This window comes from Thermococcus nautili (assembly GCF_000585495.1).
In the GTDB taxonomy this organism is placed as follows: Archaea; Methanobacteriota_B; Thermococci; order Thermococcales; family Thermococcaceae; genus Thermococcus; species Thermococcus nautili.
Genome location: NZ_CP007264.1, coordinates 1,224,905 through 1,242,811, shown reverse-complemented (window position 1 = coordinate 1,242,811; position 17,907 = coordinate 1,224,905). Strand labels below are relative to the sequence as shown.

The window sequence follows — 17,907 nt, the reverse complement described above, 5'->3', positions numbered from 1 at the left end:
AGAGGGGAAGGAAATCACTTCCTCCTCCTGAGGAGGAGCGGCACTATGGCAAGGCCGACGATGAAGGCCGGACCGCAGAGTCCCTTGCTCTCCTCGCTGGTTGAGCTGGTCGGAGTGCTGGTCGGCTGGCTGCTGGTGGTCTGCTTCTCCTCACTGCTGGTGGTCTGCGGGGTGGTGGTCGGGGTCTCCTTCGGGGCGGGCTCAATGGACCTGGCTGAGAGTATGCTGCCAACACCGCTTATCGGGTCAACGAACTCGACCTTTATCCTCTTGTTGAGGAGGAAGAAGTTCCAGGTCTCGGCGGTGTAGACACGCGGAGCGTTGAGTGAGTGGGTACCGTAGGCGAGCTTGTAGAGGTCCCAGAACTGGTCGAGGCTCTGGAGCTTGACGGTGTCGTTGTTCGGTCCGGTCCACTTGGCGTAGGCGAGCAAGTTAGCAAGGTCGTAGCCGGTCCAGTCAAGGAGCGGCTTGAGCTTGTCCGGAGTGTTGTAGTACTTAAGACCGATGGTGCTTATGAACTTGTTGAGGTCACCGTTGGCGGTAGCGTCAACGAGGTCCTTAACGGTCATCGGGTTGTGGTAGTCGGTACCCCAGTTCGGGTCAACGTAGATGTCGAAGAACCAGAAGTCCCAAGCAAGGCTGGCAACATCCTGGATTCCGCTGACGACCCAACCCTCAGTGTAGACGTGCCACTGGAGGGTGGTCGGGTCGCTGAGGTAGACGGCCTTGCTGGCCTGGCTCCTCTGCCACTGGAGGAGGTCAACCTTGAAGCCGGCCTTCTGGAGTATCTGGGCGAGGTACTTACCCTCGTCAAGCCTCTCGTCCTCAACACGAGCGATAACCTTCACAGTAACCGGCTCGCCGTCGAAGTACCAGACGCCGTCCTTCTTCTCAAGGGTGTGGCCCTTGGCCTTAAGGGCCTGGGCGGCCTTGTTCATGGCCTCGTCAATCATCTTGATGGCGTAGGCCTCGTCACCCTGCGGGGTGAAGCCGAGGGCCTTGGCAACCATCATGTAGTTGCTGTAAGCGTCAACCTGACCGCTGACGGCGGTACCGAAGAGCGGAGCACCGCTTCCCTGGAGGACCTGGCTGACGATGTACTGCCTGTTGATGAGCCAGTTCATAGCGTACCTGACCTCACGGAGCGCGAACGGGTTGAACTTGGTCTGGCCGCTCGAGTTGACGAGACCAGTCTGCGGGTCGCCGACGAGGTTGAGGTTGACGCTCCACCAGACGGCGATGGTCTTCATCGGGTTGAGGTTGTCACCGTACTCCTGAAGGGCCTTGGCTATCTTGTTGTAGGGCCTGGCGTACCAGTAGAGGTCGTACTCGCCCTTGGCAACGGCGAGGATAGCGGTGTCGTCGTTAAGGCTACCGTAGATGTCAATCTCCTTCCAGTACGGGTCCCACGGAAGCTTCTTGCCGTTGACCTCTCCCGGATAGCCAATCCTCTTGTTGTTGGCCATCTTGAGAACGACGGTCATAGCCTTCGGGTCGTACTTCTCAACGTAGTACGGACCGTCGCCGATGATGGCGTTGTTGTACTTGTCAACCCAGCTGATGACGCTCTCGTAGCCCTCCTTGGCAAGGTCGGTGGTTATTCCAGCCTGCTCCTCGCTGATGCCCCACTTCTGGAGGACGTCCTTGGCGGTCTCAAGCCAGACCGGGATGAGCTTTCCGCTGTTGAGGATGGCCTGGGCTTCGGCCTTGAAGTACTTCATCTGGTCGGGGTCAATCATATCAATCTGGTATCCGCCCTGCGGCTGCTCGCTCCAGGAGAAGGCCTTGCCCTCGACGCCGTTGGCAACCATCTCGCTCATAACGTTGTAGAGCTCCCACGGAACGCTCGGCTTCACACCGAAGTTGAGGGCAGTAGCCCACTTGCTGTAGGGAACTATGTAGTCCTGGTAAACGGTGTACTCGATGTAGTCGTCGGTGACCTTGTTGACCTTGAGACCCATTATGGTCTCGAGGGTTCCCTGGTAGTTGTTGCCCCACTCCTCATCGTAGTACTTGTCGTCCTTGCCGTCCTGGTAGGCCCACTCCCAGGTCATAGCATAGCTAAAGAGGTAGTCGGCGAGGGTTATCTTCTGGCCGTCAACCCAGGTTCCGAGACCGCACTTCCAGGTGACGGCGCTGGTAGCGGTCTTGCCCGCGTAGGGGCTGACCCACTTCTTCTCGGTTCCATTCCAGATTACAGCATCGTCCGGAACCTGAACGTTGTACTTGACGTCAACGAGCTGGCACCTGTAGTTGTGCCTCTGGGCGTCCGGGCCCATCATTATCATGGGGTCGTTGAGGAAGTACCAGATGCGGTTGGTGTAAACGTCGGTCATTCCGCTCGGGGACGGGTTGAAGACACCCATGAAGAGGCTGCCCTGAGCGGCAAGGTACACGATTTTAAGCTTATCTCCCTGGACCGTCTGCGCGCTTGCTGGCTTGGCAACCAAGAAAACGCTAAACAACATCAAGCCCATAACGAACAGGCTTAGGGCTTTCCTATTCATACTCCACTGCCTCCTTCACTTTTTGGCAACGTTGCCATATACGGGGTATAATGGCATGAAGCTATACATCCGAGCCCTATTTAAGGGTTACGTTAATGTAAAAGGAACTAGAATGCAACCAAGAGGACAACGGCGCTATTCAAAATTGGAAAGAAGCCTAAGGAGGAACACAGCAATGCGATATCGAGCATTCCCAGGAGAAAGCAATCGGTAGTACCGGTTGGTTAAACACAAAATAACTAGATACTCTTCCTATAGAAAGCCGGAAAAAGTATCTCCTCCCGATTTCACAATCAAAAATCTTAAAACCCTGACCGAAAAAACCCCGTGCGGGCTTCAATGCACGAGCTCGTTTTAAAGGGAAAGTTCATTCTCAGAGGGGAATCCTTTGATGGCAGCGTGGGTATTGATAACGGCAGAATATCAAAGATATCTGTTCAAGAGCTTCGTGGAGAAAAAGAGCTGGATTTATCCGGGTATCTAATCCTTCCAGGCCTCATGGACACCCACGTCCACCTCAGAGACTTCGAGCAGAAGGACAAAGAAACGGTCAAAAGTGGGACGAAAGCGGCCCTCCACGGGGGAATCACGGCAGTTTTTGACATGCCCAACACGAAGCCACCTGTCATGGACTCCAGGACCTTTGAGAAGCGCCTTGAGCTTTTCCAGAGAGAGGCCTACGCCGACTACGCCCTCAGCTTTTTGATAAGGAGCAACTGCGGGGAGGCTAAAAAAGCCCGGGCAGATTTCTACAAAGCCTTTATGGGCGCCTCCACAGGCGGAATCTACTCAGAGGACTTTGAGAGCGATTACGCCTGCTCACCCGGCGTTCTGAGCGTCCACGCGGAAGATGCGGAGCTAATCCACGAGAAACCCGAGAGGCCACCGGAAGTCGAGGAAGTTGCCATAAAGCGAGCCCTTGAAAGCGCTGAGAAACTTAAAAAACCGCTGAACATCTGCCACGTATCAACGAAGGGGGGAATTGAAGCCATACTCCGAAAAAACCTCCCCTGGGTGAGCTTCGAGGTCACGCCCCACCACCTGTTCCTGACGAGGAGGAACTACGAGAGGAACCCGCTCCTCAAGGTTTACCCCCCTCTGCGGACGGAGGAGCACGTTAAAGCGCTCTGGGAGAACTTCTCGCGGATTCCCATAATAGCGAGCGACCACGCACCGCACACACTCGAGGACAAGGAAGCGGGAGCGGCGGGGATTCCGGGGCTCGAGACGGAGGTTGCACTCCTCCTCGATGCGGTGAACAGAGGGATTATAGATATCTTTGACATCGTTGAGAAAATGCACGACAACCCGATTAAGGTCTTCGGAATCAGAGGTAGGAACTTTGCCATCGGAAACGAGGCCACCTTTACGGTCGTTGACCTTAAGCGGGAGTGGACGGTCAAACCGGAGGAGTTTTACACCAAGGCCAAGTGGAGCCCCTGGGAGGGGCGGAAGCTGAAGGGAAAGGTTGTGATGACGATTCTCCGCGGAAAGGTCGTTATGGAGGATGACGAAATCGTAGGAAAGCCGGAGGGGGTTCGTTTGGATGTACAGCGTGGTTGAGCTGAGGGAAACCTGGGATGTTGCAAAGGACGTTAGGGCCTTCAGGCTCTCAAAGGGGTTCGACTTCACGCCGGGACAGTTCGTGATGGTCTGGCTTCCAGGAGTCGGAGAAAAACCTTTCAGTTTAGCCTGGAAAGACCTGCTCGTCGTCAAGCGCGTCGGACCCTTCACCTCGAAGCTCTTCGAGCTAAGCGAAGGCGAGAGGCTCTGGGTTCGCGGGCCCTACGGGAGGGGCTTCGAGAGAAAATGGAAGAGAGTAGCGCTCGTCGCCGGAGGAATTGGGATTCCACCGCTCTACGCGCTGGCGAGGGCCTGGGGAAAGGACTTCGAGGGGGTAACCCTAATCTACGGCGCCCGCTCGAAGGAAGAGCTGGCCCTTCTCGATATCGAAGACTACGTGGACGAGGTTGTAATCACTACTGACGACGGCTCGGCCGGCAGAAGGGGCTTCCCAACTGACGTCTTAGCCGAGAGGAAGGGCGAATTTGACGGGGTTTACGCCTGCGGTCCGGAGCCCATGCTCAAGGCCGTTCTGAGGGTCATGGACTACGGAAACGTCCAGGTCTCGGCGGAGCGCTACATGAAGTGCGGAATCGGTGTCTGCGGTTCCTGCAACCTCGGAAAGTACCTCGTATGCAGGGACGGCCCGGTCTTCGACGGGGTTCAGCTCAGGGGGCTTCTCTGACCAATCACCTTTTTAAGCCCCTTTTATCCGCTCCGGCCGGTGAGAGGATGAGGTACAGCTGGGAGGAGTTTGCGAGGAAGATGGGCGTCGAGCCCCAGATTCTTGAGAACGAGGAGGCGAGACTCCTAAAGAAGTTCGTTGACGAGATGCTCTACCCGAGCCACTGCAGATACTGCCAGGGCCTCGATTTGAGCAATCCAAACCCCGTTCATCACCCGAGCTACGAGCTAACGCCCGCCTGCAACCACGACTGCATCTTCTGCTACTCGAACGTCGCGGTGAAGCTCGGAAAGGCGCCAAAACCGGGCTACTACGGCTGGGAGAACCCGAAAGCGATAACCGTTTCGCAGTACGGGGAGCCACTGCTGAGCAAGCGAATAGTAGAGGTCAACAGAATGCTCCGCGAGAGGTTTCCGGAGGCGAGGCTCGACCTCCAGACCAACGGCTCGCTCCTCACCGAGGAGCTCTGGCAAAAGCTCGACTTCGACATCGTCATGATAAGCCTCGACGCCTCGACGCGCGAAAAGCATCTCAAAATTACGAACGCCGACACGTTCGACGCAGTCGTCAACGCGCTGAGGATAGTTGGCTCGGACAAAAGCGTCCGCTCGGTTGTGAGAACAATATTCATGCCCGGGATAAACGATGAGGACATACCGAGGATAGCGGAGCTGGCAGCTTCCCTTGGAATAGACGAGATGCACCTACAGCCGCTGACGGTTCACGAGCTCAACGTGGACCGACTTAAGAGGGCGGGCCTCGATTTCGAGAGGGCCGAGAGCATGAGGGAGCTTCTCAAAACGGCGATGGAGGCAAAGAAGTACATAGACGTCAGGATAAGCGGTTGCCTTTTAGCCCAGCTCAAGAAAATGGACGCGCTCACGCTCTTCAGCGTCAGGAGGGTCGCGAGAGAGGTAGCGCCGGTTGTGAAGAGGACGAGACTTGAGTAGCGACCGCAACTTTTTTATTCATCTTTTGTGTAATTAAACCGATGACCACCAGAATAATTGGAGTTATCCTCAGAGAGTTGGTCATATTTATAACGGTGGTTATGATACTGTCGGCTCTCATAGCCTCCTCAGAAGCCACTCTACGTGGGGAATCCATTGGAAGTGCACTGCACCCCGCGAACCTCGTCAACAAAACAAAAGAGTACTTCCAGTTTTCGGCCGACGTCTTCAAAAATGAAGATGAGAAGGTAGTAAAGATAACCAGGGGCAACTCAACTCTCATATACTACATCCCAACCCCACACAGCATCTTCACTTCCACAGTTGGAACAACCCCGGGCACGTCAATTCTCCTGACCCTGGCAATTCTTTCGGTTTCGCTCCTGTTGATTCTCATCTTCGGGGCCCTGTGGGGCTTGAGAGCCGGTTATCGGGAGGGAATCTCAGATAGAATCCTTAGAATTCTCGGGCCCTCTTTCTCCGCCATCCCAGGCTGGTTCTGGGCAGTTGCACTCCTCTGGATTCTCTGGTGGAAGCTTAGCGTTCTCCCCCTGAGCTACCTCGACTACATTCATAGGGCAAGCGTTGAGGGCAGGGTTACCATTTTCACCCACCTGAAGGGCCTGGCCCTGCCGATTCTCACCCTAACCCTAGTCAACATTCCCGTTTATGCAATGACCGTCAGGAACCTAATCATCAGGGCAAGGGAGGAAGACTACGTCATAACCGACGTCCTGAAGGGTCTCCCAGACGGCAGGATAGAGCGCAAGCTCCTCCGCGTTGTCCTTCCGAGCTTCCTGACCTTTACGAGCTACAGCTTCCTAAACCTGCTGATGAACGACATGGCGGTGGAGGTTCTCTTCAACGTTCCAGGAATCGGCAGGACGTTTATGATGGGAGTCGGGAAGTTAATCTTCTCCCTGAACGGGAGCATGCTCTTCTTTGCGAGTCTTGTAATGTCCACCCTGTACTTCGTGAACGCTTCAATCCTTGAAGGCCTGTACCTAAAGCTCGACCCGAGGGTGAGGCGGGATGCGTAAGCTCTCGGTTCTTATAATAGCATTCTTCGTTGCATTCTCAATCATTGGGCCCCACATGGTTGTCGAAAAAAACGCCGAGAACTGGAACAACGCCTCCTACTGGAAGTACAACCCCATCGGGGTTCCCCCTGAGTGGTACGGTAAGCTAACAGGGCTCCCCAAGACGGAATGGCTTGAGGGGACCTACCAGAACGGCAGTTTCGTGTACTACTACGACTTTCACTATGAGAGCGTTCCCCAGAACATCTTGGTCATCCCAAACCTCACCAAGAGCCTGAGGATATCAATCGTTGACCCGCACGGAAAGGAGTATTCCATCTGGAACGGAATAGTTCCCGATTCCCTCAACCTAGGCACCATCAGTTCATCGATAATGCGTATCGCAGAAGAAAAGTGCAATCCAAAGCCAACATGGTCCCAGCTCCTGTTCCACAACCCGCTCAAGGCAGTATTCGCCGAACCAGGAACGGACTGCGTCTTTCACTTCGTCCCGCTAAAGGGAACCTACAAAATCGTAATAACCGGCACCTTCGGAAAGCTCGAATCCAACGACGAGCCAAAGGTTAGAATCCTGGGGTTAAGCTACGGCCGGCTGGGAACGGATGTTTACGGAAGGGACGTGTGGACCGGCTACGCCTACGGCGCGAGGGAAACGATAATGATTTCAATACTCGGCGCGGGCATTCTTGCGCTCCTCGCCTTTGCCGTAGGTTCCCTGAGCGTCATTTCAACGAAGTTCGGTTCCGTAGTAAACGCGGCCTCCAAGATTTTAACCTCAACCCCCTCCCTACCACTGGCAGTGCTCCTCGTCGTAGTTCTCGGCCATATCGAGTATGGTCTAACTCCCAATGACATCAAGATACACGTCAACCCCTACGTGATGGCGCTCATAGTCGCCATAGTCTTCATAGGCACCTCTTCGAGGGAAATCCGCTCCATAGTCGAGGAAGAGCTGAGAAAGGATTACATAGAGTCGAGCAGGGCAATGGGAGCAAGCCCGCTCCAAATCCTGAGGTTCCACATATTTCCGGTTCTGCTCCCGTACGTGGTTTACCTCTTCGCAATCTCAGTACCGGGGATAATAGCCTTCATAACCCTCCTCGGGTTCTTTAACGTCGTTCCGGGGTTCAACTGGGGCACCATAATGAGCACGCCCCTGATGGCAGGAATAGCGAAGTACGTTCCGTACTGGTGGCAGATAGTCCCCCTCGGCCTCTCCCTCGGTCTGATAGCCTACGCTTTCATAGACCTCGGAAGGTTCGTCGAGGCGAGGTTCCTCAAAAGGTCTAAAACATGAGCAGTAAATCCCAGTAGGTGGCGCCCATGGGAGTCCAAAACGCTCTCTCCCTGTTCATCCTGCTGGTATTCATTGGGACAAACCTATGGCTTTCGCTAACGCGGCTGATGACGAGGATAACCGGAAAGCTCGTCCGGAAGGCCCTCCGCGTGGAGCTCCCAGAGAACGAAAAGAAAGCCATCGAAAGGCTGTTCACGCCGATTTGGATTGGGGTTGGCCTCTACGGCGCCTGGAAGGTCCGCTGGGACTATTTGGCGATGCTCTTTGCTTTTCTAGCGTTCAGAAGCGGAGCAAACGTATCTAAGCTCCTCGTCTACAGCCACCACGATGGAAAAATCCTGAAGAATCTAAGGGGAAGGCTCCTCGGAACCCTTGCAAGGGTCACGAGGCTCGGACTTCTCCTCGAAGGAACTTTCATCCTGGCCCTAGCCCTGGCTTACAAAGCCCTCTCCACCCTTTCAACGTCCAGAGGCCCCGTTGGAATTTTCATTCTCAAACTATGGCTTCTAGGATTGCTCTCGGGCTTTGTCTTTGGGTGGTTCGTCGCTAGAAACAACGGGGGAATCCTGCTGAGGGACCAGATTGCCCTCGTACTCCTCTTCGCGGGAAAGAAGGGCGTTGAAAAGACCGAGGAAAAAGTCGAGCTCATAAAGTCCAAGAAAAATTCACTGGCCTCGCGCTTCAAAAAATGATTTAAAGGGCCTTTCTTTTCTCTCGCCATGCTGAAGTGCTCACTCTGCGTCAACGATGAGAGAACGTCGAGGATAGACATCGTAAACGGAAAGCCGATATGCCGTGAATGCCAGGTTTACCTAAAGCACCCCCTCGACAGGGAGAAAATCAGAAAGGAACTCGAAGAACTCATGAAGGACGTCGACAGGGCAGTGGTTGCCTACTCCGGTGGAAAGGACAGCGTCGTAGCGCTCTACCTGGCCAAGGAGGTCTACAGAATCCCGGAGCTCGAAGCGGTGATGATAGACCACGGGCTCATGGCCGAGGAAGCTATAGAGAACGCGAAGCGAATAGCCGAGCATCTTGGAGTTCCCTTCAAAGTCTTACGCTACGACTACTCCGACATCTTCAGAAACGCCCTCCTGAAGGGCCAGAGCCCGTGCCGGGCCTGCTCGAAGAGGACGATGGAGAAGCTGAGGAAGTACGCCCTCAGGAACGGCTACAGGTACATAATAACGGGCCACGAGCTTCCATTCGGCCACCATCCATACAGGCTCATGAGCGGTGGAGTCGTTCAGATTAGGCTCCTCTCAATGATGACCGAGGAAGAGCGCTTTGAAATCCTGGAAAAGCTTCCCTTCGAGTTCCCGGAGCTTCCGGGCTACACCACCAACTGCCTCGTTCTTGGGCCGGCTCTGCAACTCTACTGGGAGAGGCACGGCCACAGCTTCGAGCACAGACGGATAGCGGCCCTCGTTCGCTACGGCCTCATGAGCAGGGAGAGGGCGGAGAAAGAGCTCCAAAAGCCGGAGGTACCTGAGGAGCAGTGGAAGGTCGTGCTGGAAAAGCTTGGACTGGATAGAAACCGGTTCAAACTTTGACACACATAAATTTTTTTAACTTTCATGTGATAGATAATTCGGTGTAGACCGTGGGGAAAAGAAACCAAGTAGGACGAGTTATACTCAAGAACACGGCGTTGTTTCTGATAGCGACACTCATTTTTCTGACACTGGTGACCGCCGCCCAGTGGAGCGTCACGAGGTTCAAAATGAACGATATGCTCATCAGCAACCTCATATTTATCCGCGAGTACAGGGAACGCTTTGAAGGAGAAATGGAAAAGCTTGGAATGAACGAGACGGAGTACGCTTGGTATTTAACCTACAAGCAACTCAACATAAGGCAGACCTTTACGGGAACCCTTGAGTACTACGCAAGAACGGCCTTTTCGATTTTCGGAAAGGTCGAGTACGGTCCAGTGTTTGGAAGCTTTGGTCATCCCCTCTGGTACTACCTCAAAAACACGGTTGTAATCCTCATAATGGTTGAACTCACCGTCCTCGGACTCGGAACTTACCTCGGTCTCAAAGCGGGCTACAACGGTGGACGGCTTGACGCACTCGTCTCAGCGCTCGCCCAGCTCTTCTCTGCGGTGCCGGTGTGGTTCATCGGAGCCCTAATTTTCCTGCTCGCCTGGAGGTTTTCCATCGTTCCCGATTTCACAATAAGGGTTCAGCTCGCCGCAACGGACACAATTGGAAAGGCGAGCGCGTACATCGTCGGCTTCATTCTGCCAGCGATAACGATGGGCATCGCCTCAATATGGGAGTACGCTTACACACTCAGGAACATAGTGACAACTGAGAAGGGGAGCGACTACGTCATCTACGACAGGGCCAGGGGGCTTCCAGAAGGCAGGATTAGACGGAAACTTTTGAGGCTGGTCTTTCCGAGTTTTCTGACGTACACGAGCTACAACTTCATGGACATTCTCATGAGCGTTCTCGTCGTCGAGGTTGTCTTTGACGTTCCAGGCCTGGGCTACATCCTGCTGAATTCATTCAGAGCCGTCAACATACCCCCTCACGGCGTCGAGTACTACTACTATCCCCAGGCAATATTCGCGGTCGGCTTCTTCATGATACTGCTCTACTACATCAACTCCCTCCTCGTTGACCTGCTGTACGTTTACCTCGACCCGAGGGTGAGAACATGAGCGGAAAGCTCAAAGCCGGAACCGCGATAATCGCCGCCTACCTGCTCCTGGCAGTGCTTTCTCCGATTCTGGTAAATCCGAACGACATCGAGAACTGGCACTACGCCACGTACTGGGAGGGAAACCCCAAACTTGCCCCTCCGGAGTGGGTCAACATCTTTGGAAAGAGCCTTCCCCCAACGGAGAACCTGAGGGAGGAAAAGCCCGGAGAGTACGTGTACAACTTCCACTACGACCAGCCACCACAGGACATCCTAATAATCCCCCCAGCAAACTGGAGCGGAGATGTGACAGTCTCAGCTAAAACCCCCGACGGAAAGGAGGTGGTTCTATACTCCGGTCTTGTCTCGGGCCCAACCTTCATCGGGAAATCCCTGTACACGATGCTCCAGGCGGCCAAGGAGCTGGGGGTACCAGAGGACACCGCCACGAGCTTGGTGATGGGCGGAAACGGCATCGAAATACTCTTTGAAAGGCGGGACAACGGCAGATGGGTTCCTGTTCACGGGACGTACACCTTTACGGTAAATTCAAGTGTCCACGTGAAATTACGCGTCGTTGGAAGGGTTTACGGCCCACTGGGAACTGACCTGTACGGTAGAGACATAAGCGTCATTTTCTTTGCCGGACTGCCGGAAACCCTGGTTATAGTCTTCGCCACGGCGTTCCTAACGGTTTTCCTCGGTGCACTTATCGGCATCTTCGGGGCCCTCTCCGGAAAGGCCGGAAGGCTCGTAGAAGGGTTTGGTAAGGTTTCCTCGATGCTCCCGCTGGTTCCTGCAATGATTCTCCTGGTCCCGATACTCGGAGGGGTCAGCTATTACGGGGCGATTAAAGTATCCATCTGGCCCATTGTCCTTGCCCTGTCGCTCCTCCTCTTCGGCAAGGTCAGCCAGAACGTCAGAACGATAACCATGACAGAACTCTCAAAAGAACACATCCTCGCCTCAAAGGCGGCCGGCGCGAGCGAAGTGTGGATTCTCAGAAGACACGTTTTGAGAACGGTCCTGCCCTACGTGAGCTCCCAGTTCGTCCTGACGAGCGCCAAGGTAATAGCGCTAATATCGATACTCGGGTTCTTCGGTGTGAGCTTTGGTTTCAACTGGGGGGAGCTGTTCACGATGGTGGTGACTCAGAGGGCCATCTACAACGGCGCCTGGTGGATGATTCTTCCCGTGGGAGTCGCCATAACCCTCCTGGCGGTTGCACTCATCCTGATAAAAAGGGAAATCGAGAAAAAGTTCACAAACTCCCAGGGAGCCCTTTGAAATTTTTCAATTTCTTACGGAAGGGAACGAGGCCTGAAAAAGAAAAATGTCAAAACTTTTAAACTCATGGCGAGTATTTCTCATGGTGGAATAAGTGGGTGCGCGAAGACAAGTTGGAAAAGTAATAGTCAAAAACTTCGTGTTTTTTACCGTTGCCGTCCTCGTGTTCCTAATTCTCGTGACGTCCGCCCAGTGGAAGTTAACGCAGTACAAAATACAGGACGTCTTTACGCAGAACCTCAAGGTCATACATGAGAACAGGCAGTACTTTGAGGCCCAGATGGAAAAGCTGGGAATGAACGAAACGGAGTACGCATGGTACTGGACCTATAAGGTGCTCAGGATAAAGCCAACTTTCACGGGAACCCTTGAGTACTACTTCAAAACCTCATTATCAGTTTTCAAAGACCTCGGGAGCGCAGGACTCAAGGGCTTCAGCCACCCTATGGGCTATTACCTCAAGAACACCATCGTAATCCTAATCCTCGTGGAACTGTGCATCCTCGCGGTTGGAACGTACCTCGGCCTGCGGGCAGGCTACAGGGGCGGACGCCTTGATTCCTTGATTTCCACCATGGCCCAGCTCTTCTCCGCAATCCCGGTGTGGTTTATAGGCGCCGTTGTGTTCCTGCTCGCCTGGAGGTTTTCAGTCCTTCCTGATTTCGCCATGAGAATCCAGCTCGCCTCAACTGACGGTTCCCCAGGGCTGGGTGAGTACGCCGTCGGCTTCGCCCTGCCCGCTATCGCAATGATTCTCTCGGCAACGTGGGAGTACGCCTTCACGCTGAGGAACATCGTCGTGAGTGAAAGGAAGAGCGACCACATAACCTACGACATCGCAAGGGGCCTGCCTGACGGCAGAATCATGAAAAAGCTCCTCCGTGTGGTCTTTCCGAGTTTTCTAACCTACACAACCTACAACTTCATGGACGTTTTCATGAGCGTCCTCGTCATAGAGCTCGTCTTCGACGTTCCAGGCCTCGGATACATCCTGTTGCACTCCTTCAGGGTAATCAACAAGCCGCCGGAGGGCGTTGAGTTCGTCTACTACCCAGAGGCCATCTTCGTCGTTGGTTTTGCCATGCTGTTGATTTACTTCATCAACTCGCTCCTAACCGAGATAGTCTACGTATACCTTGACCCAAGGGTGAGAAGACAATGAGGAAGATGAAGGCGGGCTTTGCGATTCTCTTAATCTACGTCCTCCTCGCACTCATCTCACCCCACGTGATTCCAGTGGAGGACGTCAAGAACTGGAACTACAAAACCTACTGGCTGAAGAATCCCAGAATGGCCCCACCAGAGTGGGTTAACCTCTTTGGAAAAAGCCTCCCTCCAACGGGAAACCTCAGGGAGGAAAAGCCCGGAGAGTACGTGTACAACTTCCACTACGACCAGCCACCACAGGACATCCTAATAATACCCCCGGCAAACTGGTCCGGCTTCGTAGAGGTAACGGTGCTGACACCGGACGGGAAGAAAGTAACGCTCTACTCCGGCACCATAACGGGAATAACGTCCACAGGAAAGGCTTTCTTCACAGTTTTTGACCTCGCAAGGCAGATGGGAGTCAACGACGACATCTCGGACATGATAGTCAAGGGGGAGGGTCTTAAGATTCTGTTTTTCAGGAAGGAGGGAGACGAGTGGGTTCCAGTAAAAGGAAAGTACACCTTTAGAGTCAACGCATCATCAAAAATAACCCTCCGCGTCGTTGGAAGAACTTACGGTCCCCTCGGAACGGACTCGGACGGGAGGGACATAGCGGTTATATTCCTCGGCGGACTACCCCAGACCCTTGTGATAGTTTTCCTGACCGCCCTGACAACGGTTCTCCTCGGCACTGCAACCGGTTTGTTCGGGGCCCTCTCAGGAAAGCTGGGAGCCCTAGTGGAAGGCTTTGCAAAGGTTTCCTCGATGCTCCCCCTTGTTCCAGCGATGATTCTCCTCGTTCCAATCCTCGGAAGCGTCAGCTACTATGGAACCATAGAGATATCAACCGGTGCGTTCGTCTTTGCCCTGTCGCTCCTCCTCTTCGGTAAGGTCAGCCAGAACGTCAGAACGATAACCATGACAGAACTCTCAAAAGAACACATCCTCGCCTCAAAGGCCGTTGGTGGAAGTGAGCTCTGGATTCTCAGAAGGCACGTTCTGAAGGCCGTTCTACCCTACGCGGTTTCCCAGCTCATACTAACGGCGGCCAAGGTAATAGCCATAATCTCAATCCTCGGATTCTTCAACGTCAACTTCGGCTTCAACTGGGGAGAACTGCTCGCGATGGTGGTAACTCAGAGGGCCATCTACAACGGCGCCTGGTGGATGGTCCTGCCCGTTGGAGTGGCCATAACGGTGATAGCGATAGCCCTCCTGCTGATAAAAAGCGAAGTGGAGGAGAGGTTCATCAATCCCTGGGAGAGCCTATGAGCTCCCTCAGCTTTTCCTTTGCAACGTCGAGAACGTCTTCCGGTTCCGCCTCAACCCTTCCCCTGGCTAGGTTGTCGGTTCCACCGCCCTTGCCGCCGAGCTCCTCGATGACCTTCGAGAGGAGCTCCTTCATTGACACATCGACTTCCTCGTTCCGGGCGAAGAGGACGTAATCCTCGCTCGCGAGGAGGAGTATCGAACCGGGATTGTTCTCGACAAAGTTGACTGCAAATGCCTGGGCGTCCTTCATGGGCCACTTCTCGACGAGGGCAACCACGTTGTAATCACCTATCTCCTCAGCCTTGTCAATCAAGGCCAGTCCCTTCCAGCGCCAGAGCTCGTGCCTGAGCTCGTCGAGCTTTTCCTCAAGGGAATCCATCTCCTCCTTCAGCTCTCTGACCCTCTCAACGAGCGGCCTGTTCTTGTTTGGCATTTCATCCAGAGCGCTCCAGTAGTCTTCTAGGAGCTCGTTGAGCGTCCTTAAAGCCCTGTTTCCGGCGACGAACTCTATTCTCCAGAGGTTCTTGGACTTCTTGTAGAAGCGGAGAACCTTGATGAACCCTATCTCGGAGGTGTTCCTAACGTGGGTTCCACCGCAGGGAGTCCTGTCAACGTCGCCGATGCTCACTATCCTGACCCTGTCAGTTACCTTGCTCACGTGCTTCCTGAGGGTCTTGACGATGTCGTCGGGAAGGTACTTGAACTCCTCGACCGTTACGGGAATTCCCTCCGCTATCACCCTGTTGGCCTCGATTTCGGCCTCGGTAATCATCTCCCAGTCGAGCGGGCCGTTGACCTCAATCTTGTTGTAGTGCTCAAAAATCTGGAAGCCCGTCGTGTCGAGGTCGTAGAGCTTCTTCAGAACGGCCGAGAGGATATGCTGGCCGGTGTGGTTCTTCATGTTCTCGTATCTCCAGTCCCAGTCAAGCTTCAGCTTAACTTCCTCGCCCTTCTCAGGAAACCTGCCCTCGATAACGCCCTCGTGCCAGATTTCCTCCCGCTCCTTAACCTTGGTGACCTCTATCGTGAACCCGTCGCCCTCTATAAGCCCCCTGTCTGAGGGCTGGCCACCGCCTTCAGGGTAGAATATCGTCCTGTCAAGGAGAACCTCAACGAGGCCGTTGCCCAAATCCTTAACCTCAACCACCTTTGCGGTGGTCTCCCTGAGGTAGGGGTCGGAGTAGTAAAGCCTCTCCGTCATTCCCAACACCTCACAACTCATCCTTCTGCTCCTTCGCATACTCGCTGACCATCATCCTGAGGAGTGAAGCCAGCTCCTTGTTGTACTTGTCCTGCATGTCGGCGAACTTCCTCAAAGCTAAGGCTATTCCCTTGAGCCTCTTGATGTCGTTCACTATCTCCTCCTGCTCGCGCGAAATCTCGTCGAGGACGGAGCTAATCTCAACCATCGCTTCAATGTCCCTGCCGAGTATCTCGGTACCCTCCTTAATCCTGTCCATTACGGCTAAAGCGTCGCGGAGCGTCTCGAGCTGGCCCATGACGCGGGTGTTGAAGTCCTTTATCTCCTTGGCGAGGTTCATCGTTTGAACGGCCATCTTTCGAATCTCATCGGCGACAACCGCGAAGCCCCTTCCCGCTTCCCCGGCTCTCGCGGCCTCTATCGAGGCGTTCAGGGCAACGAGGTTGGTCTGCTTCGCCACGCTCGCTATCGAGTCGCTTATCCTCGACACGTACTCAAGGTTCTCGACGAGGGTGTTGAACTCCTTGGCAAAGACCTCAAAGCGCTGGAAGAAGGGAAGGAACTCCTCTTGAAAGCGCTCAAGCTCTTTCATGACCTGAGACAGTTTCTCAATGTTCTCAATAATCACCATGTTGTTCTCAAGGAACTGCCCGCTAATCTGCTCCGCCAGCTCGTCTATGATTTTGCTGGACTCCCTGCTGGAGGTTTTTATACGAACCGACTGGGCCAGGGCGTTCGATGCCTTCTCGATGCTCCTGACGTTCATGCTACCACCTCAGCGGTAGAGGTCAACGCCGCACTTCAGGTTCTCGAGGAAGTCGTAAAAGCGCGGTATGAACCTCTTCGGTATTATCGCCCCGTGCTGGGGCAGTATCGCCTCGACGTCAAGGAACTTCACCCTGTCGAGCCAGGCCTTTATGGCCCTGTTGCTGGCCATAAGCCTCTCGTGAACCGGCCTCATCGCCTGAATGTGCCTTTCCATGTTCTCAACGACTATGTAGGGCTCGTCCAGGAGCGCTATGCCGATATCACCGGTGAAGAGGAACTTGCTCCTGTGGTCGTATATCGTGAAGTGTCCCGGGCTGTGGAGGAAGTGGGCAGGTATGAACTCGAGCGTGGTCGCGCCGAAGGGCATCGTCTCGCCCTCGTCCGGCAGCTCGTGGGTCACCGCCTTGGCATCCTCAAAGCCGAAGTGCGGCAAAAACCTCGTCCAGAGCCAGTGGACTATGATTTTCGCGTTGCTCACCTCCCTCCACAGGGGCAAGCTACCGGCAACGTCCGGGTCCTGGTGGCATATGTAGATGTACTCGATGTCCCTCGGGTCGATGTACTTGGATATGTTGGCGAGAACCTTCGAGAAAATCTTGTATCCTCCGGGGTCTATGAGAACTCCCTTCCCCCTGCTGACTATGAGGTAGCTGTTGACGTCAACGTCCTCGCCGCCCTCCTGTGTTCCAAGGTAAACGACGAGGTGCTCGTCATCGCGGTAGAGAACGTGGTCTTTTCTCGGGTCGAGTCCGGGCTCAATAAAGTACTCTCCCATCGCTCACCCCCAGCTTAATTACGAGAAGGGTATATTTAAGCGATTTGCCTACACAAGCACCTACATAAACGTCCCTCAGAAAAAGGAGAGCGCAAAGGGCTCAGGAACCGCCCCTGGCCTCGATTAACGCCTTAACCCTCTTGAGCCTGAAGAAGTTCTCGCGCTCCATCTCATCAAGGCGCTGCTTGATGAACTTAACCGTTGCCTCCATGCGCGGGATTATGATGTACTCGAGCGCGTTGACGCGCCTCTTGGTGACCTCGATTTCCCTCGCGAGCCTCTTGAGGGTCTCCTCGACCTCTGCAAGGCGGACCGCTAAATCAAGAACTTCCTCGAACTTCTCGGCCACGAGGTCAACCTTGGCGGAGCTCGAAACGAAGGCGTAACCCCTCTCCCCCGCGTTCCTCCTGAAGCTCTCGGCCTCGATGAGGGGAACCGGAACGCCCATGACGTTCCTCTTCCTAATCTCAACCTCCCTGTTGGGCTTCACGGAGAGGCTTATCTCTTTAAGGCGGAGCGTTCCGACGTCAATCTCGGCCATCTGAAGGGCCTCAAAGGCCTCCTTCATCTTGAGGTTGAGCTCGCGCCTCAGCTGAAGCGCCTCGTCGTAGATTGTGAAGAACTCCATGACTAAAGCATCTTGCTTGTCCTTGAGGAGCTTGTGGCCCTTCTTGGCCAGCTGGATGCGCCTCTTCAGGTTGAGGAGCTCCATTCGCGTCGGCTTCACGTTGAGCAGTTCTGCCATCTCGACCACCTAA

Annotated in this window: 16 protein-coding genes; 11 read left to right on the top strand and 5 right to left on the bottom strand. The window is 54.4% G+C overall.

The genetic code is table 11. The features are described from left to right. Positions 1-14: 14 nt before the first annotated feature. Positions 15-2,507, bottom strand: a complete 2,493-nt coding sequence (locus BD01_RS06805; RefSeq protein WP_042691213.1) for an ABC transporter substrate-binding protein — start codon at positions 2,505-2,507, stop codon at positions 15-17. 339 nt (positions 2,508-2,846) lie between these two features. Between BD01_RS06805 and BD01_RS06800 the strand changes: the two genes are divergently transcribed. From BD01_RS06800 to BD01_RS06750, 11 genes are all read left to right on the top strand, one after another. Further along, positions 2,847-4,070 carry a dihydroorotase gene (locus BD01_RS06800; RefSeq protein WP_042691210.1) on the top strand — a complete coding sequence of 408 codons (1,224 nt, stop codon included), beginning with the start codon at positions 2,847-2,849 and terminating at the stop codon, positions 4,068-4,070. Then, positions 4,054-4,755, top strand: a complete 702-nt coding sequence (locus BD01_RS06795) for a dihydroorotate dehydrogenase electron transfer subunit (RefSeq protein WP_042691209.1) — start codon at positions 4,054-4,056, stop codon at positions 4,753-4,755. The genes BD01_RS06800 and BD01_RS06795 overlap by 17 nt, the downstream gene beginning before the upstream one ends. A 47-nt stretch (positions 4,756-4,802) precedes the next feature. Further along, the gene (locus BD01_RS06790; protein ID WP_042691206.1) at positions 4,803-5,705 is read left to right on the top strand and encodes a radical SAM protein; all 903 of its coding nucleotides are present in this window, start codon (positions 4,803-4,805) and stop codon (positions 5,703-5,705) included. A 101-nt stretch (positions 5,706-5,806) separates the two neighbouring features. Beyond that, entirely contained in the window at positions 5,807-6,745 is a 939-nt protein-coding gene (locus tag BD01_RS06785; RefSeq protein WP_051482179.1) for an ABC transporter permease subunit, read from the top strand. Continuing rightward, complete coding sequence (locus BD01_RS06780; RefSeq protein WP_042691201.1) at positions 6,738-8,042, top strand: ABC transporter permease subunit; 1,305 nt, start codon at positions 6,738-6,740, stop codon at positions 8,040-8,042. The genes BD01_RS06785 and BD01_RS06780 overlap by 8 nt, the downstream gene beginning before the upstream one ends. A 26-nt stretch (positions 8,043-8,068) precedes the next feature. After that, positions 8,069-8,734 carry a hypothetical protein gene (locus BD01_RS06775; protein WP_051482178.1) on the top strand — a complete coding sequence of 222 codons (666 nt, stop codon included), beginning with the start codon at positions 8,069-8,071 and terminating at the stop codon, positions 8,732-8,734. A gap of 27 nt (positions 8,735-8,761) precedes the next feature. Beyond that, on the top strand, positions 8,762-9,595 hold the full coding sequence (locus BD01_RS06770; RefSeq protein ID WP_042691199.1) for a 7-cyano-7-deazaguanine synthase: 834 nt from the start codon (positions 8,762-8,764) through the stop codon (positions 9,593-9,595). Positions 9,596-9,645: 50 nt separating this feature from the next. Then, positions 9,646-10,713: an ABC transporter permease subunit gene (locus tag BD01_RS06765; RefSeq protein ID WP_042691197.1), complete on the top strand. Its 1,068-nt coding sequence runs from the start codon at positions 9,646-9,648 to the stop codon at positions 10,711-10,713. Continuing rightward, positions 10,710-11,981: an ABC transporter permease gene (locus BD01_RS06760; RefSeq protein ID WP_042691195.1), complete on the top strand. Its 1,272-nt coding sequence runs from the start codon at positions 10,710-10,712 to the stop codon at positions 11,979-11,981. The genes BD01_RS06765 and BD01_RS06760 overlap by 4 nt, the downstream gene beginning before the upstream one ends. 94 nt (positions 11,982-12,075) lie before the next feature. Next, positions 12,076-13,143: an ABC transporter permease subunit gene (locus BD01_RS11070; RefSeq protein ID WP_051482177.1), complete on the top strand. Its 1,068-nt coding sequence runs from the start codon at positions 12,076-12,078 to the stop codon at positions 13,141-13,143. After that, a complete protein-coding gene (locus BD01_RS06750) occupies positions 13,140-14,405 on the top strand; it encodes an ABC transporter permease subunit (RefSeq protein ID WP_042691194.1) in 1,266 nt (421 codons plus the stop codon). Before BD01_RS11070 ends, BD01_RS06750 begins: the two co-directional genes overlap by 4 nt. On the opposite strand, the gene BD01_RS06745 is transcribed toward BD01_RS06750, so the two are convergent. The 4 genes from BD01_RS06745 to BD01_RS06730 all read right to left on the bottom strand — a co-directional run bounded on the left by BD01_RS06745 (position 14,383) and on the right by BD01_RS06730 (position 17,894). Beyond that, complete coding sequence (locus tag BD01_RS06745) at positions 14,383-15,606, bottom strand: alanyl-tRNA editing protein (protein ID WP_042691192.1); 1,224 nt, start codon at positions 15,604-15,606, stop codon at positions 14,383-14,385. The two genes, BD01_RS06750 and BD01_RS06745, sit on opposite strands and share 23 nt — an antisense overlap. Before the next feature lie 10 nt (positions 15,607-15,616). Continuing rightward, positions 15,617-16,372, bottom strand: a complete 756-nt coding sequence (locus BD01_RS06740) for a methyl-accepting chemotaxis protein (protein WP_042691190.1) — start codon at positions 16,370-16,372, stop codon at positions 15,617-15,619. Between the two features lie 9 nt (positions 16,373-16,381). Further along, on the bottom strand, positions 16,382-17,149 hold the full coding sequence (locus BD01_RS06735) for an oxygen-binding di-iron domain-containing protein (protein WP_042691188.1): 768 nt from the start codon (positions 17,147-17,149) through the stop codon (positions 16,382-16,384). Between the two features lie 100 nt (positions 17,150-17,249). After that, positions 17,250-17,894 (bottom strand): V-type ATP synthase subunit D, encoded by a 645-nt coding sequence (locus BD01_RS06730; protein ID WP_042691187.1) that lies wholly within the window; start codon positions 17,892-17,894, stop codon positions 17,250-17,252. Positions 17,895-17,907 lie beyond the last annotated feature (13 nt).

Excerpts from the sequence above, each read along its gene's own strand:
- BD01_RS06805 (WP_042691213.1), bottom strand. The coding sequence starts at position 2,507 with ATGAATAGGAAAGCCCTAAGCCTGTTCGTTATGGGCTTGATGTTGTTT.
- BD01_RS06800 (WP_042691210.1), top strand. The coding sequence starts at position 2,847 with ATGCACGAGCTCGTTTTAAAGGGAAAGTTCATTCTCAGAGGGGAATCC.
- BD01_RS06795 (WP_042691209.1), top strand. The coding sequence starts at position 4,054 with ATGTACAGCGTGGTTGAGCTGAGGGAAACCTGGGATGTTGCAAAGGAC.
- BD01_RS06790 (WP_042691206.1), top strand. The coding sequence starts at position 4,803 with ATGAGGTACAGCTGGGAGGAGTTTGCGAGGAAGATGGGCGTCGAGCCC.
- BD01_RS06785 (WP_051482179.1), top strand. The coding sequence starts at position 5,807 with ATGATACTGTCGGCTCTCATAGCCTCCTCAGAAGCCACTCTACGTGGG.
- BD01_RS06780 (WP_042691201.1), top strand. The coding sequence starts at position 6,738 with ATGCGTAAGCTCTCGGTTCTTATAATAGCATTCTTCGTTGCATTCTCA.
- BD01_RS06775 (WP_051482178.1), top strand. The coding sequence starts at position 8,069 with ATGGGAGTCCAAAACGCTCTCTCCCTGTTCATCCTGCTGGTATTCATT.
- BD01_RS06770 (WP_042691199.1), top strand. The coding sequence starts at position 8,762 with ATGCTGAAGTGCTCACTCTGCGTCAACGATGAGAGAACGTCGAGGATA.
- BD01_RS06760 (WP_042691195.1), top strand. The coding sequence starts at position 10,710 with ATGAGCGGAAAGCTCAAAGCCGGAACCGCGATAATCGCCGCCTACCTG.
- BD01_RS06750 (WP_042691194.1), top strand. The coding sequence starts at position 13,140 with ATGAGGAAGATGAAGGCGGGCTTTGCGATTCTCTTAATCTACGTCCTC.
- BD01_RS06745 (WP_042691192.1), bottom strand. The coding sequence starts at position 15,606 with ATGACGGAGAGGCTTTACTACTCCGACCCCTACCTCAGGGAGACCACC.
- BD01_RS06740 (WP_042691190.1), bottom strand. The coding sequence starts at position 16,372 with ATGAACGTCAGGAGCATCGAGAAGGCATCGAACGCCCTGGCCCAGTCG.
- BD01_RS06735 (WP_042691188.1), bottom strand. The coding sequence starts at position 17,149 with ATGGGAGAGTACTTTATTGAGCCCGGACTCGACCCGAGAAAAGACCAC.
- BD01_RS06730 (WP_042691187.1), bottom strand. The coding sequence starts at position 17,894 with ATGGCAGAACTGCTCAACGTGAAGCCGACGCGAATGGAGCTCCTCAAC.